Consider the following 21,728-nt stretch of genomic DNA (forward strand, 5'->3'; position numbering starts at 1 on the left):
CCGGCGCTACCCCGCCTGCACCACCGGCACCTTCAGCCGCCGCGCGGTCATCGTGCTGCCCACCGAAGCCAGCACCGTGCAGCCGATCGCCAGCCACTGCAATCCATGCAGGTGCTCGTGCAGCAGCAGCATCGCCCACAGCGCGGCCACTGCCGGCTCCATGCTGATCAGGATGCCGAAGGTCTCTTTGGGCAGGCGCTTGAGCGCCATCATCTCCAGCGACATCGGGATCGCGCTGGACACCAACGCCACCAGCAGGCCAGCGGCCAGGATCTTCGGATCGAGCAGTGCGGCGCCGGCATGCACCACGCCCACCGGCACCACCACCAGCGACGCCGCCAGCAGCCCCAGCGACACCGAATGCCCGGCGTGCAGATGGCCGGCACGCTTGCCGAACACGATGTACAGGCCCCAGCACGCCGCCGCACCCATGGCATACAGCACGCCGGCCGGGTCCAGCGCCGGGCCGCCACCGATCGGCAACAGCAACAGCAGCCCCACCGCCGCGCAGCCTACCCACAGGAAGTCGATCGGTCGTCGTGATGACAGCATCGCCACCGTCAGCGGCCCGGTGAACTCGATGGCCACCGCGATGCCGAAGGGAATCGTGCGCAGGGCCATGTAGAACAGCAGGTTCATCAGGCCCAGGGTGAGCCCGTAGCGCAGGATGGTGATCGCATCCACGCGGCTGGTCTTCCAGCGCCATGGCCGCCAGAACAGCAGCAGCAACAGCGCCGAAAAGCCCACGCGCAGCGCGCTGGTGCCCTGGGCACCGATCAGCGGGAACAGGTGTTTTGCGTAGGAGGTGCCGATGGCCAGCGAGGTGACCGAGCCGAGCACCGCCAGCGCCGGCAACATCGGCGCGAGTCGTGAGGTCTGCATGCGCAAAGTCTATTGCGCCGGCGCCGAGCACTTGGCTCAATTGACGGCCCGTTCGTGCAACTTCTGCTCGCCATGGCCACCGCCCCCGTGCTCGACAGCTTCGACCGCGCCATCCTCGACCTGCTGCAGCGGGACAACACCCTGCCGCAGCGCGAAATCGCCGAGGCCGTGCACCTGTCCACCCCGGCCGTGCAGCGCCGCATCAAGCGCCTGCAGGACAGCGGCGTTATCGCGGCCAATGTAGCGGTGGTCGCCGCCGCCAAGGTCGGGCGGCCGCTGACCATCATCGTCGAGGTGCGCGTGGTCAGCGAGCAGCGCGAGCGGGTGGCGCCGTTCAAGCGCCGCGTACAGGACGACCCGGCCGTGCAGCAGTGCTACTCGATCACCGGCGATGGCGATTTCCTGCTGCTGCTTTCAGCGGCGTCGATGGAGGAGTACGAGGCGATCACCGAGCGCTTGTTCGGTGGCGATGACAACATCGAGCGCTTCCGTACCTCGGTGGCACTGGGCACCTTGAAGCGGAGTTTCGAGGTCCCGCTGGCAGCGGTTCTGTAGCGTCGAGCCATGCTCGACTGCGCTTTTACCGCAGAGCAACAGCCGTCGAGCATGGCTCGACGCTACAGTCGGAGACCATGAGCACTCCATCCTCTCCTGCCGGTCGCCTGCGCCGCTGGCTGCTGCGCGGTCTGTGGCTGGCCATTGCTGTCGTTGCCGCGATGGCGCTGTGGAACAGTCCCTGGGCCGCCGCACCAAAGATGCTGTGGACACTCGCGCAGATGCCGCCGGCCACCGAACTCCCGGTGCCGGTGGAGGGTGTGCGCCCCCGCCAGATCGCCGATACCTTCGGCGCGCCGCGCGGCCGCGACCGCTCCCACGCCGGCATCGATATCTTCGCCCAGCGCGGCACGCCGGTGCGCAGCGTCACTGCCGGCGTCATCGCGGATGTCAGCGAACGCGGCCTCGGTGGTCGCCAGGTCTGGGTGATCGGGCCCGGGCGGGAACGCTACTACTACGCGCATCTGGAAGGCTGGGCCGAGGGCCTGGCGCGCGGCCAGGTGGTGCAGGCCGGTGACCTGCTCGGCCACGTGGGCGACAGCGGCAATGCCAAGGGCACGCCGCCGCATCTGCACTGGGGCATCTACGGCACGAACGGTCCCCGCAACCCGTTGCCGCTGCTGCGCTGATCGCCACGGCGCACCCGCGCACCGAACCGTTCATGATTTGTAAATAGGAATAGTTCGTATTACCATTTCTTTCGTTTCCGGTGGTGCCAGGACGGCCTGCCCGCCCTTCCCCTACCCGTAGCGCCTCGCCTCCTGGATGCCGGCCGAACGCGCGTGCTCGTCCAGGACCCCCATGACCCGTCCCGCCTTCCGTACCCTGCAGCCGCAGCGGCTGTCCGTTGCCGTGCTTGCCGTTCTCTGCGCCGTGGCCCCGGCCGCCTTCGCCGACACCGCCGCCGATCCGACCACGCTGGACAAGGTGGTGGTCAAGGGCGAACGTGCCGAAGGCTATTCGGTGCGCCGCACCTCGGCCGGTACCCGCTTCGATCTGGCACCGCGCGAGATCCCGCAGTCGGTCAGCATCATCAGCCACCAGCGCATCGAAGATCAGAAGCTGGACGACATCATCGACGTGCTGGCCAACACCACCGGCGTGACCAGCACCCAGTCCGACAGCGAGCGCACCGAGTTCTACGCGCGTGGCTTCTACATCGATGCCTACCAGTTCGATGGCCTGCCGACGCAGATGGTGCAGAACTGGAGCTACGGCGATTCCGGCCTCGATCTTGCGCTGTACGACCGCGTGGAAGTGGTACGCGGCGCTACCGGCCTGCTCAGCGGTGCCGGCAATCCGTCCGCCTCGGTGAACCTCATCCGCAAACACGCCGACAGCGCAGAACTGACCGGCAGCATCTCGGTGAACGTCGGCAGTTGGGGCCGCACGCGCACCACCGTGGACGTGGGCACGGCGCTGAACGCCAGTGGCACGGTGCGCGGCCGGGTGATCGGCAGCTACCTGGACACCGATGGTCAGATGGACCGCTACAACCAGCGCAAGACGCTGGGTTATGCCGTCATCGACGCCGACCTGACCCCGGACACGCAGCTCAGCGTGGGCTACGACTACCAGCAGAAGCGCGCCAACGGCGCGACCTGGGGCGGCTTCCCGATGTGGTACGCCGATGGCAGCCCGACCAACTATCCGACCTCGTTCAATCCGTCGCCGGACTGGACCTACTGGGACACCACCAGCAAGCGTGCGTTCGCCACCCTGCAGCATGCCTTCAGCAACGGCTGGAAGTTCAAGATCGGCGCCACCCACGACCGCACCAAGGCCGACGACAAGCTGTTCTATCCGGCCTACACCGCGTTCAACAAGACCACGGGCGCCGGCATCACGCCGATGGCCGGCTTCTACAACACCGAGCGCAAGGTTGATGGCATCGATGGCTACATCGATGGGCCGTTCCAGCTGTTCGGCCGCGAGCACCAGTTCATGGCCGGCCTGAGCTACAACAAGCGTGAGTTCGCCAACTATGGTGATTTCCAGCCTGACTTCAACGATCCGAATGCACAGTACCTGCCGCTGGCCAGCTACTTCGGCTGGACCGGTGATTTCCCGCAGCCGAACTGGCGACCGCTGAAGCTTGCCAGCCAGGGCACCATCACCCAGAAGGCCGGCTATGCCGCCGCACGCCTGTCGCTGGCTGATCCACTGAAGCTGATCATCGGTGCGCGCTACACCGACTGGAAGAGCGAAGACGAAGGCAACGACCGCTCGCACAAAGTGACCACGCCGTATGCCGGCCTGGTCTACGACATCAACGATACCTACTCCGCCTACGCCAGCTATACCGAGATCTTCCAGCCGCAGACGCTGCGCAACAAGCAGGGCAGCTACCTCGATCCGGTCGATGGCAAGAGCTACGAAGTCGGCGTCAAGGGCGCGTGGTTCGACAACCGGCTGAATGCATCCGTGGCAGTGTTCCGCATCGAGCAGGACAACGTTGGCCAGGAAACCATGGACAAGGTCGACGGGCAAATGAACGAGACCGCCTACATCGCTGCACGTGGCACCGTCAGCCGCGGCTTCGAGTTCGAAGTGAACGGCGAACTGGCACCGGGCTGGAACGCGACCTTCGGTGCTTCACGTTACGTGGCCAAGGACATCAACGGCGCCGACATCAACACCAACCTGCCGCAGACCGCGCTGAAGCTGTTCACCAGCTACACCCCGCAATCGCTGCAGGAACTGACCGTCGGCGGCGGTGCCAACTGGCAGAACCGCATCTACTACGCTGCGCCGGTAGTGGGCCGCTTCGAACAGGAAGGCTACGCGCTGGTCAGTGCCTTCGTGCGCTACCGCATCTCGCCGGAGTTCAGCGTGCAGGCCAACCTCAACAACCTGCTGGACAAGAAGTACTACTCGCAGATCACCGGCTACGGTGCCTACGGCGACGGCCGCAATGGCTCGCTGACGTTCACCTGGGCGTTCTGATCCAACCGGCCTTGTAGCGTCGAGCCATGCTCGACTCGATCACACGGGGTCGTCGAGCACGGCTCGACACCACAACGGCGCCGGGCTGAGCCCGGCGCCGTCCCTTCATCAGAAACGCAGGTCCGCGCGCAGGTACCAGTAGCGGCCACGCGGGATGTCATAGGTCGAAGCGTCGTAACCGTTCAACGAGCACGACAGGCAGATCGGCGGATCCTTGTCGAACACGTTGTTCAGGCCAGCGGTCAGCTGCAACCCCTTCATCCAGTCGATCTTGTAGCCCACCTGCATGTCATGGAAGGTGGTGGCCGACAGCGTATTGGTGCCTGCGGCCTGGTTGCTGCAGACCGGGAATACAGAGGCGTCACCGCAGTTCTCGGTCAATTCGGAGATATGCCGAACGGTCCAGTTGGCACTCCAGCGGTCCAGCGTCCAGCCGATGCTGGCATTGCTGGTCCATTCCGGAATCGAGCTGTCGGCCACTTCCACGCCCGGCTTCTGCGGCTGCTTCTGGCCCGCCGCACCGGTGGCCTCGTAGCGGCCGACGAACGTGTTCTTCCAGCCCAGCTTGAACTGGCCGATCGAGCTCTGCGGCAACGTCCAGAACAGATCCACGTCCCAGCCATCGGTCTTGATCGAGCCGAGATTGGTCAGGCGGTTGTTGAAGCTGCTCACTGCACCGGTATTGGCGCGGGTGATGCCATCGCAGTAGATCGGATCCAGCGTTTCCACGCACAGGTCCAGCTGGGTCTGCGCGTTGATTGCCTGGATCGCGCCATCGATGGCATGGCGATAGAAGGTCACCTCCACGTCGAAGCGCTCGGACCACGAGGTGTTGTTGCCAAACCACGGGCTCCACACGAAACCGGCACTGAAACTGCGCGAGCGCTCCGGATCCAGCTCGCGGTTGCCGCCGGTGGTCACCGAGATCTGCGAGTTGGCCTGCTGGAAGCCGGCCGGCACGCCCAGCGCGGCACAGTTGGCGGCGCTGCCGCGCGGCGGCGTACCGCCCAGGCCCACCGAGCATGGATCGAACAACTGCAGGTCGGCACGCGCGGCCGAACCGTACAACTCACCGATCGACGGTGCACGGAAGCCCTCGGCATAGGTCGTGCGCAGCACGAAATCGTCGGTCAGCTGCCAACGCAGGCCGTACTTGGGCGTGAATTCGCCACCGAAGGTGGAGTAGTCCGAATAGCGGCCGGCCAGGCTCAGGTCCAGCTTCTTGCCGAATGAAGAGTCGGCGAAGATCGGCACGCTCAACTCCAGATAGGCCTCGTTGACGTCATACGAGCCGGATGTCGGCTGCGAAGGCACGCCGTTGTAGTGGCCCGCCACCGTCAGTGGATCGGGCTGGTACGAACCCTCGTACTTGCGATACTCGAAGCCGGTAGCGAACGACACCGGGCCGGCCGGCAGCGTGAACAGGTCGCTGGACAGGTTGGCGGTGAACAGGCTCAGTTCGTTCTGGCTGCGGTCACGCACCACCGGCTGGATCCACTTCAGCATGTCCGGCGTGATCGAACCGGCACCGCCGAAGATGTTCAGCGGCACGCAGCCCGGCGTCGCCGCACAGACGGACGGATCGCCCAGCGCCATGTTGACGTTGTAGATGTTGTAGCTGCCGTAGTTGGTCTGTTCGGCCTTGTTCTTGCTGTACATGCCGTTGACGTCCCAGTACCAGCTGCGGTCAGCCGCCTGGAAGTTGCCGACGAAGCCGGTGGCGAAATACGTGGTGTCCACTTCCTGCTTGAACACGCGCGCGCCGCCTTCTACTGGACGGCGACCGATCAGGCTCAGGTTGTCACCCGAGACCAGGTCGAAGCCGAACGGGTTGTACGGGTTGAGCGCAGACACGGTGATGTTGTCGGCCAGCGGATTGCCGGTGGCGCCATCGGGACCGAAGAACAGCGGCTCCGGGCCGGCCTGGTTGGCCGACTCACGGCGGTTGCCCAGTGCCTTGACGTACCACTGCACGTTGTCGGTGATGTCGAAGCGGAACTGACCGAACAGGCCCTTACGCTCCGACGGTGTCAGCACCATGTTGTATTCGGCGAAGTTGAAGCGATCAGCACTGGTGAAGCAGTGATAGTCATCGGTGCGCGCGCAGCCGGCACTGCCGTCGTAGCGCGGGTTGCTCACGCCGGTATTGGGCACGATGTTCTGCACCGCACCGGTGTTCGGGTCGGTGAACATGAAACGGCCCTGCGGAATGCCACCGCTGCCGAAGGCCAGGCCGGTGCCGGGAATCGGGAAGCGCGACTGCTCGCGGTCCTTGGCGAACACCGGATCCTGCTTGGTCCAGCTGGCGCCGAGGAACAGGCTGAAGCGGTCACCGCTCTTGCCCCAGGCCAGGTCCACGCCCTTCTGCGTGCCATCGCCCTTGCTGTACTCGCCGTAGTTCAGGGTCACTTGGCCGCCATCGAAATCACGACGGGTGATGATGTTGACCACGCCGGCAATGGCATCGGAGCCGTACAGCGACGACGCGCCATCTTCCAGCACTTCGATGCGCTCGACGATGGCCAGCGGAATGGTGTTGAGGTCGGTGGCCGAGCCCACACCGGAGGCGGACGACTCATTGACCCAGCGGATGCCGTCAACCAGCACCAGCACGCGCTTGGCGCCCAGATGGCGCAGGTCCACCTGCGCCGAGCCAGCACCTACACCACTGCCATCGGGCGGGAAGCCGAAGTTGCCGGACGAATTGAACTTGGCATTGAGCGCGGAACCGGAACCGGTGAGCTGCTGCAGCACTTCGCCGATCGAGGTCAGGCCGGTGCGTTCAATATCACCGCGGGTCAGCGTCTGGATCGGCACCTGGCCTTCGACTTCAGCGCGCTTGATGCGGGTACCGGTGACTTCCACCGCATCGAGGTTGGTGGTGGATTGTGCAGCGGCACCCAACGGTGCCAGGGTCATCACGCACAGCGCGACGGCAACCGCCAAAGGGCGGTGGTGCAGGTGATTCATTCGCTCTCTCTCCAAAGGAATGTCGGGACATGGGCTGCCGCACTCCCTCCCTGCATGGCGGCGCCGTCTCCTTTGTAAACAAGTGGTAAAAATCGCGGCGTGATGATCGACACTCTTTCACGCGAAATTGACGCAATTGCAGGCCAATTGCGTCAGATAGCTGCAGGTTATGACCGGACGATATTGTTCGCGACAGGCAGCCTTGATGCCGGCTGCGACAGCGCACGCCGGGGGCTGCCACATTCATGGAAAAGGTCTTTGCCGGACCGTTTCAGGAATAGTTTGAAATTCCCTCTTTCAGAAGGCGCCGCTAGTCGATCCAGCGCAGACTCGCACCTCCAGCCATTCGCGGGAGGGTCGATCATGAAAGCGGTGAGTGCGGTGCTGGGTGTCACGACGGTGATGACGCTGCTTTTTTCCCTGGCGGGCGAATCGAGAGCAGGCGGCGTGATCGAGTGCAACAACTGCCCCTCTCCCAGCGATGCGGCCTTGGCCTCGGGAGAGGGATTGACGGTTGTGGTGGATTTCGAGAGAGCCGAGTTGACTGCTTTCGACGTTGAACGTGCCCCTGGGACCGGAAGGTGGCGAGCACATCCAACCCCGGTTCCAGCGCAGATTGAAATGGCCTTTCTGCGGATCCTGGATGCGACGCTGTCAGCAGGGGAAGCGCCGCCCATGCGGCAATCACCGCATGAGCGGCAGTGAGACATCGCACTACCGCACGAACGCAATGCGCTCCATGCCGGTCGCCTCGGCTGCGGCCAGAATCCTCGCCATGCCTTCGTATTCGGCCGCCGGATCGGTGGCGATACGCAGCTCCGGCAGGTTGCCGGCATGTTCGCCCGCCTGTGCCTGCAGGCGCGCCTGCAGCTCACTGATCACCATCGGCTGACCATTCCAGCTGAGCTGGTTGGCAGCGTCCAGGCGCAGCTCGATCGGCGGTGGCGGTTCGGGACGGTCGACCACGCGATCGGTGGCCTGTGGCAACTGCACGGCTATCGGCCGGGCCACGATCGGCGCGGTCACGATGAAGATGATCAACAGCACCAGCATCACATCCACCAGTGGCGTGACATTGATGTCCGCCAGCGGGCCGCTTCTTCCTGCGCTACTGAACGCCATGTGCCGCTCCCTGCAGCCGGGCCGTTCGCCCAAGCTCGACACTACGTCGCCCGCAGGCTCGCGAGGCAGTGCCTGCAGCACGAGCATTCAGCTGCCGTTGCCGACCCATCGCGTGCACGCAATGCGAAACTGAATTCAGCCATTGCCCGCTATGCTGCCCGCCATGACCCGACGCTCTTCGACCGCCCTGTCCCTGCTGCCCTTGGCCACCACGCTGCTGATCGGCTGCGCCAATGCCCAGTCCCTCGACGCCCAGAACGCACAGCTGAAGGCCGCGATCGCTGCCGCCGAACGCGGCCAGTTCGATCCCGGCCAAGCCGCCGCACTCAGCCGCCATCCGGCATACGGCTGGCTGGAGTACGCCAACCTGCGCCGCAACATCGACACCGTCGATACCGCGCAGGCGCAGGCCTTCCTCAAGCGCTATGACGGCCAGGCCGTGGCCACCACGTTCCGCAGCGTATGGCTGCCCTCGGTCGCACGCCGCCAGGACTGGCCGACCCTGCTCGCCAACTGGGCGCCCACCGACAACGCCGGCCTGCGCTGTGTGCAGCTGACCGCGCGCCAGGTGACCGGCAAGGTTGATCCGCAGTGGATCAGCGAAGCGCAGGATCTGTGGCGCAAGAACGGCAAGTCGCTGCCGGACGGCTGTGATGCCGTTTTCGCCGTGCTGCAGGCGCAGGGTGGTCTGAGCGACGCGCTGCGCTGGGAACGCATCGATGCCGCCGCCGACGCCCAGCAACCCGCTGTGATGCGCAGCGCCGCACGGGGCCTGCCTGCCACCGACCTGGCGCTGGCCAACAATTACGCCGCCTTTGTCGACAAGCCCAACGCCAGCGCGTTGAACTGGCCGCGCAACGAGCGCAGCCGGCGCATCGCCACCGATGGCCTGGCCAAGCTGGCCAAGGCCGATCCCGGCGCCACCGAACAGCAGCTGCCGCAGTACGCGCAGGCACTGGGCCTGAGTGCCGAGCAGCAGGGCCAGGTGCTGTACCAGATCGCACTGTGGACGGTGGCGTCCTACCTGCCCGATTCGGCGCGGCGCCTCAACGCGGTGCCGGAATCGGCGTACGACGAACGCCTGCACGAGTGGCGCGTGCGCGAAGCGATGTCGCGCGGTGACTGGCCGGCGGCGCTGACCGCGATCCGCAAGATGGGCAGCAAGCAGCGCAGCGACCCGCGCTGGCGCTACTTCGAAGGCCGCATGCTGGAGAAGACCGGCCAGGCCCAACAGGCGCAGCCGCTGTTCCGCGAGGCCGCGCGCGCACCGACCTTCCATGGTTTCCTCGCCGCCGACAAACTGCAGCAGGGCTACACGCTGTGCCCGTGGAAGCCGAACGACAGCGCGCAGGCACAGGCGGTGATCGCGCGCGACCCAGCCATCCAGCGCGCGATGGCGCTGTACCAGATCGACCGCGCCGGCTGGGCCGTGGCCGAATGGAACAGTGCGCTGTCGCGCTTCGATGACACCCAGCGCCGCCTCGCCGTTCGCGTGGCGCAGGACAATGGCTGGTTCGACCGCGCCGTGTTCGCACTCGGCAAGCAGCCGCAGGAACAGCGCCTGTATGACCTGCGCTTCCCGCTGCACCACGACGCCACCATCCGCCGCGAATCGGCACGCAACGCGATCGATCCGGCCTGGGTGGCGGCAGAGATCCGCGCCGAGAGCACCTTCACCCCGCGCGCGCGCTCGCCTGCCAACGCCATGGGCCTGATGCAGGTGCTGCCGGCCACCGGTGCCGGCGTGGCCAAGTCGATCGGCCTGACCGGCTACGGCGGCGCCGACAGCCTGTACGACCCGGACACCAACATCGCCATCGGCACCGCCTACCTGCGCCAGCTGATGAACAAGTACGACGGCCTGACGTACGTGACCATCGCCGCCTACAACGCCGGCCCGACCCCGACCGCGCGCTGGCAGGGCCAGCGCCCGGGCTTTGACCCGGACCTGTGGATCGAGACCATCAGCTACAAGGAAACCCGTGAGTACGTGGCGCGCGTGCTGGCCTTCAGCGTGATCTACGACTGGCGCCTCAACGGCGATGCGCTGCCGCTGAGCGACCGCCTGATGGGCCGCCTGGTGGACAAGCGCAAGAGCTTCAGCTGCGCCGCCAACGCTGACCAGGGCGGCGATTGATCGCACTGCGGTCGTGCCGGCCGCTGGCCGGCTTCGGCCATCATCCAAGGGTTGCCGGCCAGCGGCCGGCACTGCCCGGCATCCGTTTCCCGGGGAGGGGAAAGCGATGAGCCTGCTGGCCTGGATCGGGATATTCGCCGCCTGGAGCCTGTTCGCCACCTGGGTATTGCGCTGGGGTGGCGCGGCCTGGATGGAAGGCTGGAAGTCGCTGGCCTTCATCGACAGCTGGGGCAGCCTGTGGGACGAATCGCAGATCAAGCTGTACTTCCTCTGCCTGTGGATCGTCTACGGCCTGTGGTTCCTGGCCGGCCTGTTCGTGCCGGAGTGGCGCGGCCTGCCGTGATTCCTCTTCATCGGTAGTGCCGGCCGCTGGCCGGCAACCGCCATTGTCCAAGGGTTGCCGGCCAGCGGCCGGCACTACCGGTGCATCTGCGCCGACCATGCGATCATCCCCCCATGAAGATCTATCTTGTCGGCGGCGCCGTGCGCGACCGCCTGCTGCAGCGCCCGGCCGGCGACCGTGACTGGGTCGTCGTCGGCGCCACGCCCCCGCAGATGGAAGCGCAGGGCTACACCGCCGTCGGCCGCGATTTCCCGGTGTTCCTGCACCCGAAGACCGGCGAGGAATACGCGCTGGCGCGCACCGAGCGCAAATCCGGCCGTGGCTATCGCGGCTTCGTGGTCGATGCCGATCCGGCGGTGACGCTGGAAGAGGACCTGCAGCGCCGTGACTTCACCATCAACGCGATCGCCTGCGATGAGGAAACCGGCACGCTGGTCGATCCTTACGGTGGCGTTCGCGATATTGAGCAGCGCGTGTTGCGCCACGTCGGTCCTGCATTCGTGGAAGACCCGCTGCGCGTGCTGCGTGCGGCGCGCTTCATGGCGCGCTTCGCGCCACTGGGCTTCACCGTCGCCGAAGAGACCATGGCGCTGATGCGCGAGGTCGCCGCCAGTGGCGAGCTGGACGCGCTGGTGCCGGAACGCGTCTGGCAGGAACTGCGCAAGGCGCTGGTCAGTGAACGGCCCTCCGCCTTCCTGCGTACGCTGCACGATGCGCAGGCGCTGGGCCCGATCCTGCCCGAACTGGAAGCGCTGTATGGCGTACCGCAGCGTGCCGAATTCCACCCGGAAGTCGACACCGGCATCCACCAGGAAATGGTCAGCGACATGGCCGCGAAACTGGCGCCGGGCGATGACCTGGTCGGCTTCGCTGCCCTCACCCACGACCTCGGCAAGGGCCTGACCCCGCCGGAGGAATGGCCGCGCCACATCATGCACGAGCAGCGCGGCATCAAACCGCTGAAGGCATTGTGCGCGCGGTTGAAGATTCCCACCGAGCACCAGCAGCTGGCCGAAGCGGTCTGCCGCGAGCACTTGAACGTGCACCGCATCGACGAACTGCGCGATGCCACTGTGCTGGAACTGCTGGGCCGCTGCGATGCGCTGCGCAGGCCAGAGCGCGTGGCTCGTATCGCGCTGTGCTGCGAGGCCGACAAGCGCGGTCGGCTCGGTTTCGAGGATGCCGACTACCCACAGGGCGAAACGCTCAAGCGCCTGCACCAGGCGGCGCTGTCAGTGCAGGCGCGGGATCTGGATACCACGCATCTGAAGGGCCCGGCCATCGGCGAAGCACTGGCCAAGGCGCGGGTGAAAGCCATCGCCGCCGCCCGCTGAAGCCCTGGTAGTGCCGGCCGCTGGCCGGCACCCAGACAATCCCTGGATTCAGTGCGCCATGCCGCGGGTGATCGCCGCCGCACGCTGCTTCAGCTGGGCCACGGCATCGGGAATCATCTCCATGCCCACGTCCAGGCCCGGGTTCAGCACCAGGCCGACGCCGTCGCCGATACCGGCCAGCAGCGCGTGCACCGCGATCGGCATGGCATGGGCAAACTGCGGCAGCTGCTCGTGCCACAGGCCGGCGCGCTCGGGGGCGGTGAACACGGCGAACATAGGCTCGCCGCTCTCGCTGGTCAGCACCAGCGGCGAGATGCTCTCGTCCCAGGCGCCATCTTCGCCGATGGCCTTGTCCAGCAGCACGAACGCCGTCGAGGTCAGCAGGCCGTCAAGGAACTGCGCTGCGGTCAGCGTGCCGTCCTGGGCCTGCAGCAGGCGCACCTCGAGGTCGTTGAGGGGTTCGAACGGGGTGTCGTGGTCCATGGTCGGTTCCGGTACGTGATTGCAGGGCAGACTTTAACAGGCCCGCTCCTCAACCGAGGAATCCATGACGCCACAGCCAGCCCAGCGCCGCCAGACCGGCCACCACCACCAGCATCAGCGGCAGGCCGAAGCGGTGCCGCCACGGGATCGGCACCCCACCCAGCTGCTGGTCCATGGTCTCGGTATCCAGCACCCAGCCGTGCCCGCACCGGCAGCAGGCCAGCTCGTAGCGGCGATGGTAGGTGAGGCCGAACAGCAGGTCGATGCGCGCCATTTTGTAACGCAGCTGGGGGGCGAACTCGGTTTCCGTCTGGCAGCGCAGGCAGTGGTGGGCTTCGGTCGGGCCGACCACCATCACCCGTTCCTGCTGGCCGATCAGGATCATGGATCAGCGGCCCTGGCAGGCGGGTTGGGCCAGCAGCCAGGCTTGGGCGGCGGCCAAAGTGGCGGCATCACCCTCGATGCGCTGGTCGGGCTCGATCTTCAACCCATCACCACGATCATTGCGGTCGCGCATCACGGTGGTGGTCAACAACAGGCGGCTACCATCGGCCAGTGTGCGCACGTTGTTGCCAGTCGAGACCCCTGCCGTCGGCTGGCCGAAGCTGCGCGTCTGCGCACGGCCACGCCACGCCAGCGCCGAGGCCTCGCCCGAACTGCCGGTACGCTGTCCGAACAGCACCGCCACCGGCGCGCCAGGCTGCCGCAGCAAATAGCCGGTCTGGCCGAAGTCCAGCACCGGCTTGCCTGCACGCTGCACGGCGGTCGCGGTCAACGTCCAGCGCTCCGGCCCCTGTGCGGTTTCGAACGACCCCACATCTTCATTGTTCACCACCGAGGTGCGCAGCAGCGGTGCCATGCCCAGCAGCATCGGCCACATGTTGCCACCGCTGTTGTCACGCAGGTCGACGATCCAGCCACAGCGCATGCCGTCGTCCTTGCTGCGGATGACCTGCTGCCACCGCGCGGCGCGCTGGATGTTCTGGCGGAACGCTTCCTGTGGCGTCGCGCCGGGCGTGGAGGCATATCCCTCGATGACCAACCAGCCGATGCGCGCATCCACCGCATCGGCGGCCTTGGCCCTTTCCACGGCGGCGGCACCGACCTGCTGCGCGCGCGCAAGGGATTCGCTCTGGCGCTGGGTCGTCGTCCATACGCCATGATTGCCCGTGCTGACCGCAATGGCTTCGCGCAGCAACGCCAGCCGCTTCTGGGGGTCGCCCTGCACCGATTGCAGTCGTGTGCGGGTGCCAGGCCAGTCCACCCGGTCGCGATACAGCGCCTGCCGTTCAAGCAGGTTGAGGATCTCGGCCTCCGCCTCCGGCGAGGGCACCTCGATTGCCTTGGGCGTATCGGCCATGGCGTTGGCAGCCACCAGCGCAATCATCAGCGCACCAATGCGACGCACTCCCTTGCGAACCTGCATGTGACGTTTCCTTGTCGTTGAGGCAGGCGCACAGCATAGCCCGCAGGTGATGGCTTTCGCCATGCGCGGACTGTCGTATCTGGCCCCGCCGCGGATTGCAGCAAGACAGCTTGCACGCGATCAGTAGATTGCAACTTTGCCCATGTCATCGCCACGTAGAACGCGAGAAGGTTGCCTCCGTCGGCGCCTCCTGCGCTGGCCGGGATTGGCGTCCTGAATGAAGCTACCTGAAGTCGGGCTTGCGACCATGTCGCGGGCTCGAATAATGCACCGTCCGTCGTCCTGCGGCGGGCGGTGCGTGGGGATCCTTCCGATCCGCCGGCTTCGTTTCCTTTGGGTAGCTTCACCGGCACGCCAACCCGCACCGCCCGCCACCTTGCATCCCTGCAGGTGGCCCAGCCTTGTGAGGTTGCTGCCATGACCACGCTCTACCCCACCTACCCACGTCTGTATGTACTGCTCGGTGCCGCAATGCCCGGCCTGCAGCTCTCCAATGCCGCAGCCGAAGCGTTGGAAGATGCGCTCACAGAAGCCCATGAACACGCTCCGCCGCCGGCCTTCTTCGCCCGGTTGCACGGCATCGCGCAAAGCCACGCCGCCGATGGTCAGGTCTGGCGCGAACGGCAACTCAGCGATGTGCGTGGCCGGGAACTGGCGGAGGCGACGCGCTGCTTGGCAGCATTGTCTGCGTGCTGCGGGGTACTGCTGGCTGCACAGTCGGCGCGCGAGACGGACGATGCACAGGCGCAGTGTCCGCCACAGGTGGAGGAAGGCCTGCTGCACGCGGTGGTGGTGTTGGCCGATCATGCTAGCGCGCTGGTGGCGCCGGGTGCATGCGCGGGGTAATGGCACCGATGGATTCGTGTCGACCAAGGTCGACACCTACCAGAGCGGAGCATGGCGGTGACGGGATGAGTGCCGACCCAGGTCGGCACCTACCCAAGCCTGCGGTGGTCACCAGTCCGCGCGCAGGCCGATGTTGCCTTCGATGATGCTGCGCTTCTCGTTGCGGTCGCCGCCCAGCTCGCGTGTGTAGTCGGCCACGGCATAGGCGCTGATGGTGCGGTTGAAGCGCCCGACCACACCTACGCCGGCTTCCAGTGCACGCGAGCGCTGCGAATTGATGATCGTGTCGTTGTCGAAGCTGACGCGGTCCTCGCCGGAACGGCCATGCCAGTGGTTGAGCTTGAAGTACGGTTGCCAGCCGTTGTCGGCCAACTGGTAGTCGCCGGCCAGGCGCAGGCCGATGCGGCCGGTCCAGGCATTGTCGTTGTCGAAACGCACGCTCGATACTTCATCGCGGCGGTCGTCCAGCGAGGTGCGCTGCCAGATCACCTGCACCTGCGGTTCCAGCCACCATGCGGACTGACCGAAGTGCAGCAGCGGCTTGCCCGCCTCCACCGACACGCTGGTGCCATCGCCCTTGATCCCGAAGCCTAGCCCACGCGAGGAGCGTACGCGGCCGTCGTAACGGCTCTGCATCGCCACGGCGTCGATGTAGCCACCGCTGCTGTCGGTGAACGTCCAGTACAGGCCCACGTGCTTGTCGTCCAAGCGGTTCTGCCCCACCTGCACGTTCTCCCAGCCGAGTGCCAGGCCGGTGGTCTTGCCCTGCGCGCGGGTGCGGCCGACGAACACGCCGATCTGGTTGCGATGATTGTCAGACGCTGCGGCCCACACATCCAGACCGGCCTGCAGGCCCATCACATCGCCATCGAAGCCGGGCTTCGCATCACCCTTCCAGTGGATCTCGCTGCTCTGCCCCACCAACCGGCCCCACGCGGTGCGGAATGCGCCCTGGTTGTACAGCAGGCGTTGTTCGCCCTGCCGCTCATGGAACGTGCCGAGGCTGGCCAGCGAGGTCTCGCGCAGCAGCGGCGGCAGCACGGCGTAGGTGGCGGTTTCCACGCGGTACAGCGGCACCACTGCGCCCTCGGCGGGGCGTGCGCCCGGCGTCGGCGGCGCACCGGTACCGGGCAGGCTGCCACCCGCCACCGGTACGTCCGGCACCGCCGGATCACTGGGCGGCGCCACCGGCACGGGTTCCGGCGGCGGTGGTGGCGGCGCGGTCTCGCCTGCGGTCAGATCCGGATCGGTGGCACCTTCGGGCGGCGGTGGCGGCGCCGGGGTGATCGGTGGTGGGGGTGCGACGGGTGGCGTCGGCGGCGGTGGTACGCCATTGATACCGCTTCCGTTGGGCGCCGGTGCCGGGCCGGCCACCACGGTCGAGCGCAGGTACCAGTTCTCGCTGGTACCGGCACTGACACCGCCCTTGAACAGGAAGTACTCGTAGGCACCGGCCGCGACCGGTGCGAACAGCGAAAACGCGCCCGGCGCGGTGCGACCACCATTCAAGGCCTGCACCACCAGGATGCCATCGGCCAACGTGGCCGCTCCACTGCCTCCAGCGTTGATGACGCCGATGCCGGTCGTGCCGGTGGCGGCACCGCCATCGATCACCAGTCGATCGCTGGTGGAATTGTCCGCACCCAGCACGGTACGCAGGTACAGGCCGCCACCGTCACCGCGGTAGTTGCCACGCACGGTGAACACGTCGCCGGCGCCGGCACCGGTCAGGTCGATGCGCCCGGCATTGACCATCTCCACCAGTGTGCCACTGTTGAACGGACGGACGGCATGGCCGCCACTGCCCGCGTAGACAGTGCTGGTGTCATCCACCGTGAGCGTGCCGGTGCCGGTTCCGCTGTCACCCAGCACCAGATCCCCATCGAAGCTCAGCTCGGTGCTGTTGGCCAGGCTGATCGCCTCCCAGTTCTGGAAGCGTCCCATGCCTGCAGCCTTGACGTTGTTGAAGTTGAGCTGATCGATGCCACTGCCACCGTCGAACAGCGGCACTGCACCAAGGTTGCCCTGGTTGAGGCTGGCGAGATTGGCCACGTCGTTGTCAGGACCCATGTCGATCGCGCCATAGACGATGCCGCCACCTCTCCAGTTGAAGGTGTCGTTGCCGGTGCTGAGCAGTACCTGGCCGCGCACGGTGCCATCGGTGATGGTCACGCTGTCGGCACCACCACTGACACTGATGTTGCCGCCGATGTAGGCCGTACCCGAGATGATGATGGTGTCGGTGTCGAAGCCGGTGACCACGTTGCCCTCAACGATGCCGCCGGACTGATCCCACAGATTCTTGTCCAGCTTCATGTTGACGCGGCCGATGCGGCCAGCGGTCATCCAGGCCTGGTCGCCATCCTCGAACGCACCGACGATGCGGCCACCGCTCATGCGGAAGGTATCGATGTTGTCGCCCTGCTGCAGCGCGCCGATCGTACCGCCACTCATGACGAAATCATCGCGGCCACTGCCCTGCACCACCACGCCGGTGACGGTGCCGCCGGTGACAGTCATCTGGTCATCGCCACCGCCCTGGTCGACGCTGTCGATCGTGCCGTCACTGAGCAGCAGCACATCGTTTCCATCGCCCTGCAGGACGCCTCCGGTGATGCTGCCGGCCTGCATCTCGAGGCGATCGTTGCCCGCATCGAACTGCACGCCGGTCTGACCACTGATCGTTCCCCGATTGACCAGCACGCTGTCGCCTGCGCCGATGAACTGCAGGGCAATGTTGTTGCCGGTGCTGATGCTGCCGCGGTTGTCGACGCGGCTGCCGCCCCCAAGCTGCACGGCCGCACCGCCCACCGAACTGATCGTGCCCTGGTTTGACAGCAGGTGACCACCGGCACCGACCAGCACGAGGGCCGATCCACCACCACTCTGCTGCAACTGGGCACCATTGCCGACGTTGACGGTGACGCCAGCCGCGCCACTGGCGGTAACGGGAGTGGTCTGCGGATTCGGTGCGTTGGCATCACAGGTGACGGTCTGGCCGGCGGTCGGTGTCGAGTTGTTACAGCCGGCCCAGGCGACGCTGGCGGTCGTCAGAAGCAGGGAGGGAACGGCGAGGGCCTGCAACACGGAAACAGCAAGGCGGCGCGGGCGGAACGCACGCGGAACGGCACGGGACATGGGGCACTCCTGGACGGGAAATCAGGAACTGCGTATGTGCGGCACTGCGCTTGCAGTCTGCCGTGTGGTGAACCGTTTCGACAGGTGAACTTGCGTGCGGGAAATCACAGTTCAGATGGGAAATCGCCCGGCCCTCACGCCGATGTGATGTGGCTGAAATCGTTCATTTTTCCGCCATCCGGAATCACGCGCAAAGCATCCACGCATGGCGTGGATCTACGGATCCTGCATCGCCAATCGATTCGCTCACGGCACTGGTAAATCTACGTCATGCGTGGATGCCGTTGGCGGATGGGGTCAGATCTTCAGGTAGATCTTCCGCTTATCCAGCCACCACGCCACGCCCCACCACAGTGCGACGAACACCAGCGCCTGCAGCATCGACGCCAGCTCCAGCGCCTGCGGCATCGCGGTGGCCAGCTGCTGCCAGATCCCCCCCCAGATCCCGGTGGCCATCAGCACCACCGACATCACCGATGCCCCCAGGTACGCGGTGATTGCATTGACCCCGAAGCGCCGGCCCAGCGCGGGCCAGCCCTTCTGGTCGATCAGCACGTGGCCCAGCCACAGCGCCAGCGCCGCAAGACCGCCCGTCCACAGCACGTAACTGGGCGTCCACAGCTGTTTGTTCAGCGGCAACACGATGGCCAGCAACAGGCCGAGCACAGCGGTCGCCACGCCAAGCCCGGCCAATGCCGCCGAACGCCCGTTGCGCAGCAGGCCACCAGCAAGCAGGCCGAGCACCGTGCTGGCCAGCGCGCCCAGCATGCTCAGCAATCCTTCCGGGTCATGTCCGAGCCCGGTATCGGCATGCCACTGGTAGATCCACGGTGCGAACAGCGCGGTATCCAGACGACTGGCCGGATTGGTCCACGGCGCCAGATCGCCGACGCCCAGCAGCAGCACGGTATACCCCACCAGCAGACTGACCAGTACGGCCGCCTGTGCGCGCGGACGCGCATACACCGCGAGCACGCCCACCAGCGCCGCGCATACCGCGATCCGCTGCAGCACGCCCCAGATGCGGAAGTGATGGGTATCCAGCGCCCACCAGATCAGCAGGTGCAGCAACGCACCGGCCACCAGGATGCGCAGTGCGCGCTCCAGAACGCCGCGCGCCAACGCGGGTCGCGCCGCCGTGTCCAGCGCGCGTGGCGCCACGCTGAAGGCCATCGACACGCCCACCAGGAACAGGAAGAACGGGAACACCAGATCGGTGGGCGTGCAGCCATGCCATTCCGAATGACGCAGCGGCGCGAACACCGCGCTCCAGTCACCCGGGTTGTTGACCAGCAGCATTGCCGCCACGGTGATGCCGCGCAGGGCATCGATCGAGCCCAGGCGGCGCGGCGGCATACTGTTCATCAGGCGGCCTCGTATTGTCCGGCAATCCAGGTGCCACGCACCTGCAGGGCATCGTCCAGCAGCACCAGGTCGGCCTGGTAGCCCTCGGCGATGTGGCCGAGGCGGTCGTCGACATTGAGGAACTGTGCCGGATAGGTCGAGGCCATCCGCGCCGCTTCGGCCAGCGGCTGGCCGAGCAGCTGCACGGTGTTGCGCACGGCGGTGGCCATGTCCAGCGCCGAGCCCGCCAGCGAACCGGCGGCATTGCGCACCACGCCATCGATGGCGGTGATGGTTTCGCCATACAGCACGTAACTGGGATCGTCGGCGCCAACCGGCGGCATCGCATCGGTGACCAGCAGCAGGCGACCACGCGGTTTGGCTGCCAGCGCCACGCGCAGGCTGGCCGGATGCACATGCACGCCATCGACGATGATGCCGATCCAGCTGTCGCGGTCTTCCAGCGCAGCGCCCACCGCGCCGGGCTCACGGCCCTGCAGCGGCGACATCGCGTTGTACAGGTGGGTGAAGCCACGCACGCCTGCATCCAGACCGGCGCGGATCTCTTCGTAGGTGCCTGCGGTATGCCCAGCGGCAACGACCACGCCGCGCTCGACCAGCGCGCGAATGGTCTCCAGCGGCACGCGTTCCGGTGCCAGCGTCAGCAGGGTCACGCCGTTGTCCAGCGATGCGGCCAGCGCGATCTCTGCTTCGTCTGGCACACGGAACTTGCTGGCATCGTGCGTACCCTTGCGGGCCGGCGCGATGTACGGACCTTCCAGATGGATGCCGATCACGCCTGGCACACCCTGCGCGATCGCCTCGCGCATCGCATCGATGGCTTCACGCATCACGCCCACGTCGTCGCTGATCAGCGTCGGCAGCATCGCGGTGGTACCGAAGCGGCGGTGCGCCTGCGCGATGGTGCGCAGTGCCGCCACGTCCGGCGTATTGTTGAACAGCGCGCCGCCGCCACCATTGACCTGCACATCGATGAAACCGGGCAGCAGCCAGCCACCGCTCAGATCAACCTGCTCGGCGGCCTGGCCCAGCTGCGGCGCTGCATCGGGCAGCAGCGCGCTGATGCGGCCGTGCTCGATCACCACCGCCAGATCGTCGCGGAACTCGTCGCCTGCCAGGATGCGGGCATTGCGCAGGACCGTGGCCATCACACCGTCTCCGTGACCTTGTTCAGGTGCGGCGGCAGATCCGGATTGAAGCCACGACGCAGCGCCAGCGCGTTGATGGCGCGGTAGAAGCTCTGCACGGTCAGCAGCGGTGCGCACAGCGGATGCGGCGCGGCCGCTACCGGCAGGTTGCCACCGGCACCGGCCATCCACACCTGTGCACCGCGCGCGGTGAATTCCTCGACGACGGCACGCGTGCCGGCGCCGGTTTCATCAGGCTGGGCAAAGGCCAGCACCGGGAAACCGCGGTCGACCAGCGCCATCGGGCCATGCTTCACTTCAGCCGAGCTGTAGGCTTCGGCATGCAGGCTGCAGGTTTCCTTGAACTTCAGTGCGGCTTCCTGCGCCGCGCCCAGGCCCAGGCCACGGCCGAGCACGAACAGGTTGGTCGCCTCGACCAGGCCCTCGGTCACCGGCGTCCAGTCGCACTGCCAGGCCTCGCGCATCGCGTCCGGCAGCAGGTCCAGCGCCGCACGCAGGCTTGCGTCCTGCTTCCAGTAGGCAGCCAGCTGCAGCAGCGCGGCCAGCGACGCCAGGTAGCTCTTGGTCGCCGCCACACTCTTCTCGGCACCGGCATGCAGCGGAATGACCGTATCGGCCAGCTGCGCCAGCGGCGAATCCTCGACGTTGACCAGTGCGATCACGCGCGCGCCGGCGGCCTTGGCAGCTTCCGCGTTGCGCAGCAGGTCCGGGCTCTTGCCCGACTGCGAGATGACGATGAACAGCGCGCCACGCAGCTGCAGCGGTGCGGCATAGACCGAACCCACCGACGGCGAAGCCGATGCGACCACCAGGCCCAGCTGGGTTTCCAGCAGGTACTTGCCATAGGTGGCGGCATGGTCGGAGCTGCCGCGTGCGCAGGTGACCACGAACGGCGGCGGCGCCGCACGCAGGCTGGCGGCCAGGGTTTCCATGGTGGCGTGGTTGCGCGAGAACTGGCGCGCGACCACGTCGGCCGCTTCAGCGGCCTCGGCGAACATCAGGGTGGACGTGGGGTCTGACAGCGACATGGCAG

18 protein-coding genes are annotated in these 21,728 nt (G+C 66.5%); 8 read left to right on the forward strand and 10 right to left on the reverse strand.

Annotated features, from left to right (window positions below; all coding sequences use genetic code 11):
* Positions 1-6: 6 nt before the first annotated feature.
* Entirely contained in the window at positions 7-882 is an 876-nt protein-coding gene (locus ACZLHH_RS20095; protein ID WP_032128972.1) for an EamA family transporter, read from the reverse strand.
* Positions 883-954: 72 nt separating this feature from the next.
* Here ACZLHH_RS20095 and ACZLHH_RS20100 point away from each other — a divergent pair, with 72 nt between their 5' ends.
* The 3 genes from ACZLHH_RS20100 to fhuE all read left to right on the forward strand — a co-directional run bounded on the left by ACZLHH_RS20100 (position 955) and on the right by fhuE (position 4,383).
* Positions 955-1,437, forward strand: a complete 483-nt coding sequence (locus ACZLHH_RS20100; protein ID WP_180845313.1) for an Lrp/AsnC family transcriptional regulator — start codon at positions 955-957, stop codon at positions 1,435-1,437.
* Positions 1,438-1,514: 77 nt separating this feature from the next.
* A complete protein-coding gene (locus ACZLHH_RS20105) occupies positions 1,515-2,066 on the forward strand; it encodes a M23 family metallopeptidase (RefSeq protein ID WP_071229523.1) in 552 nt (183 codons plus the stop codon).
* 172 nt (positions 2,067-2,238) lie between these two features.
* Positions 2,239-4,383, forward strand: a complete 2,145-nt coding sequence (gene fhuE / locus ACZLHH_RS20110) for a ferric-rhodotorulic acid/ferric-coprogen receptor FhuE (RefSeq protein ID WP_032128963.1) — start codon at positions 2,239-2,241, stop codon at positions 4,381-4,383.
* Between the two features lie 108 nt (positions 4,384-4,491).
* Here fhuE and ACZLHH_RS20115 read toward each other — a convergent pair whose 3' ends face one another.
* A complete protein-coding gene (locus ACZLHH_RS20115) occupies positions 4,492-7,353 on the reverse strand; it encodes a TonB-dependent receptor (RefSeq protein WP_180845312.1) in 2,862 nt (953 codons plus the stop codon).
* A gap of 102 nt (positions 7,354-7,455) precedes the next feature.
* Here ACZLHH_RS20115 and ACZLHH_RS20120 point away from each other — a divergent pair, with 102 nt between their 5' ends.
* Positions 7,456-8,058: a hypothetical protein gene (locus ACZLHH_RS20120; RefSeq protein WP_180845311.1), complete on the forward strand. Its 603-nt coding sequence runs from the start codon at positions 7,456-7,458 to the stop codon at positions 8,056-8,058.
* A gap of 9 nt (positions 8,059-8,067) precedes the next feature.
* On the opposite strand, the gene ACZLHH_RS20125 is transcribed toward ACZLHH_RS20120, so the two are convergent.
* On the reverse strand, positions 8,068-8,475 hold the full coding sequence (locus ACZLHH_RS20125; protein ID WP_071229521.1) for an ExbD/TolR family protein: 408 nt from the start codon (positions 8,473-8,475) through the stop codon (positions 8,068-8,070).
* 151 nt (positions 8,476-8,626) lie between these two features.
* Here ACZLHH_RS20125 and ACZLHH_RS20130 point away from each other — a divergent pair, with 151 nt between their 5' ends.
* The 3 genes from ACZLHH_RS20130 to ACZLHH_RS20140 all read left to right on the forward strand — a co-directional run bounded on the left by ACZLHH_RS20130 (position 8,627) and on the right by ACZLHH_RS20140 (position 12,289).
* On the forward strand, positions 8,627-10,612 hold the full coding sequence (locus tag ACZLHH_RS20130; protein ID WP_180845317.1) for a transglycosylase SLT domain-containing protein: 1,986 nt from the start codon (positions 8,627-8,629) through the stop codon (positions 10,610-10,612).
* A gap of 106 nt (positions 10,613-10,718) precedes the next feature.
* The gene (locus tag ACZLHH_RS20135; protein ID WP_071229519.1) at positions 10,719-10,955 is read left to right on the forward strand and encodes a hypothetical protein; all 237 of its coding nucleotides are present in this window, start codon (positions 10,719-10,721) and stop codon (positions 10,953-10,955) included.
* A gap of 113 nt (positions 10,956-11,068) precedes the next feature.
* The gene (locus tag ACZLHH_RS20140; RefSeq protein ID WP_180845310.1) at positions 11,069-12,289 is read left to right on the forward strand and encodes a multifunctional CCA addition/repair protein; all 1,221 of its coding nucleotides are present in this window, start codon (positions 11,069-11,071) and stop codon (positions 12,287-12,289) included.
* 48 nt (positions 12,290-12,337) lie between these two features.
* Here the strand turns inward: ACZLHH_RS20140 and ACZLHH_RS20145 are convergent, their stop codons facing one another.
* The 3 genes from ACZLHH_RS20145 to ACZLHH_RS20155 are packed head-to-tail and all read right to left on the reverse strand — an operon-like array spanning position 12,338 to position 14,198.
* Positions 12,338-12,772: an SseB family protein gene (locus ACZLHH_RS20145; RefSeq protein ID WP_005419309.1), complete on the reverse strand. Its 435-nt coding sequence runs from the start codon at positions 12,770-12,772 to the stop codon at positions 12,338-12,340.
* 49 nt (positions 12,773-12,821) lie between these two features.
* Entirely contained in the window at positions 12,822-13,157 is a 336-nt protein-coding gene (locus tag ACZLHH_RS20150) for a hypothetical protein (RefSeq protein WP_107432995.1), read from the reverse strand.
* 3 nt (positions 13,158-13,160) lie between these two features.
* A complete protein-coding gene (locus ACZLHH_RS20155) occupies positions 13,161-14,198 on the reverse strand; it encodes a S41 family peptidase (RefSeq protein ID WP_180845309.1) in 1,038 nt (345 codons plus the stop codon).
* Between the two features lie 417 nt (positions 14,199-14,615).
* Here ACZLHH_RS20155 and ACZLHH_RS20160 point away from each other — a divergent pair, with 417 nt between their 5' ends.
* Complete coding sequence (locus ACZLHH_RS20160; RefSeq protein WP_180845308.1) at positions 14,616-15,044, forward strand: hypothetical protein; 429 nt, start codon at positions 14,616-14,618, stop codon at positions 15,042-15,044.
* Positions 15,045-15,152: 108 nt separating this feature from the next.
* On the opposite strand, the gene ACZLHH_RS20165 is transcribed toward ACZLHH_RS20160, so the two are convergent.
* From ACZLHH_RS20165 to ACZLHH_RS20180, 4 genes are all read right to left on the reverse strand, one after another.
* Positions 15,153-18,182, reverse strand: a complete 3,030-nt coding sequence (locus ACZLHH_RS20165) for an autotransporter family protein (RefSeq protein ID WP_180845307.1) — start codon at positions 18,180-18,182, stop codon at positions 15,153-15,155.
* A gap of 297 nt (positions 18,183-18,479) precedes the next feature.
* Entirely contained in the window at positions 18,480-19,547 is a 1,068-nt protein-coding gene (locus ACZLHH_RS20170; protein ID WP_180845306.1) for an acyltransferase family protein, read from the reverse strand.
* Positions 19,547-20,695, reverse strand: coding sequence for an N-acetylglucosamine-6-phosphate deacetylase (nagA, locus tag ACZLHH_RS20175; protein ID WP_032128952.1), 1,149 nt, complete (start codon positions 20,693-20,695; stop codon positions 19,547-19,549). The genes ACZLHH_RS20170 and nagA overlap by 1 nt, the downstream gene beginning before the upstream one ends.
* Positions 20,695-21,723: an SIS domain-containing protein gene (locus ACZLHH_RS20180; protein ID WP_049400482.1), complete on the reverse strand. Its 1,029-nt coding sequence runs from the start codon at positions 21,721-21,723 to the stop codon at positions 20,695-20,697. Before ACZLHH_RS20180 ends, nagA begins: the two co-directional genes overlap by 1 nt.
* Positions 21,724-21,728: the final 5 nt, after the last annotated feature.

This window comes from Stenotrophomonas sp. 28608_Sma (assembly GCF_056486185.1).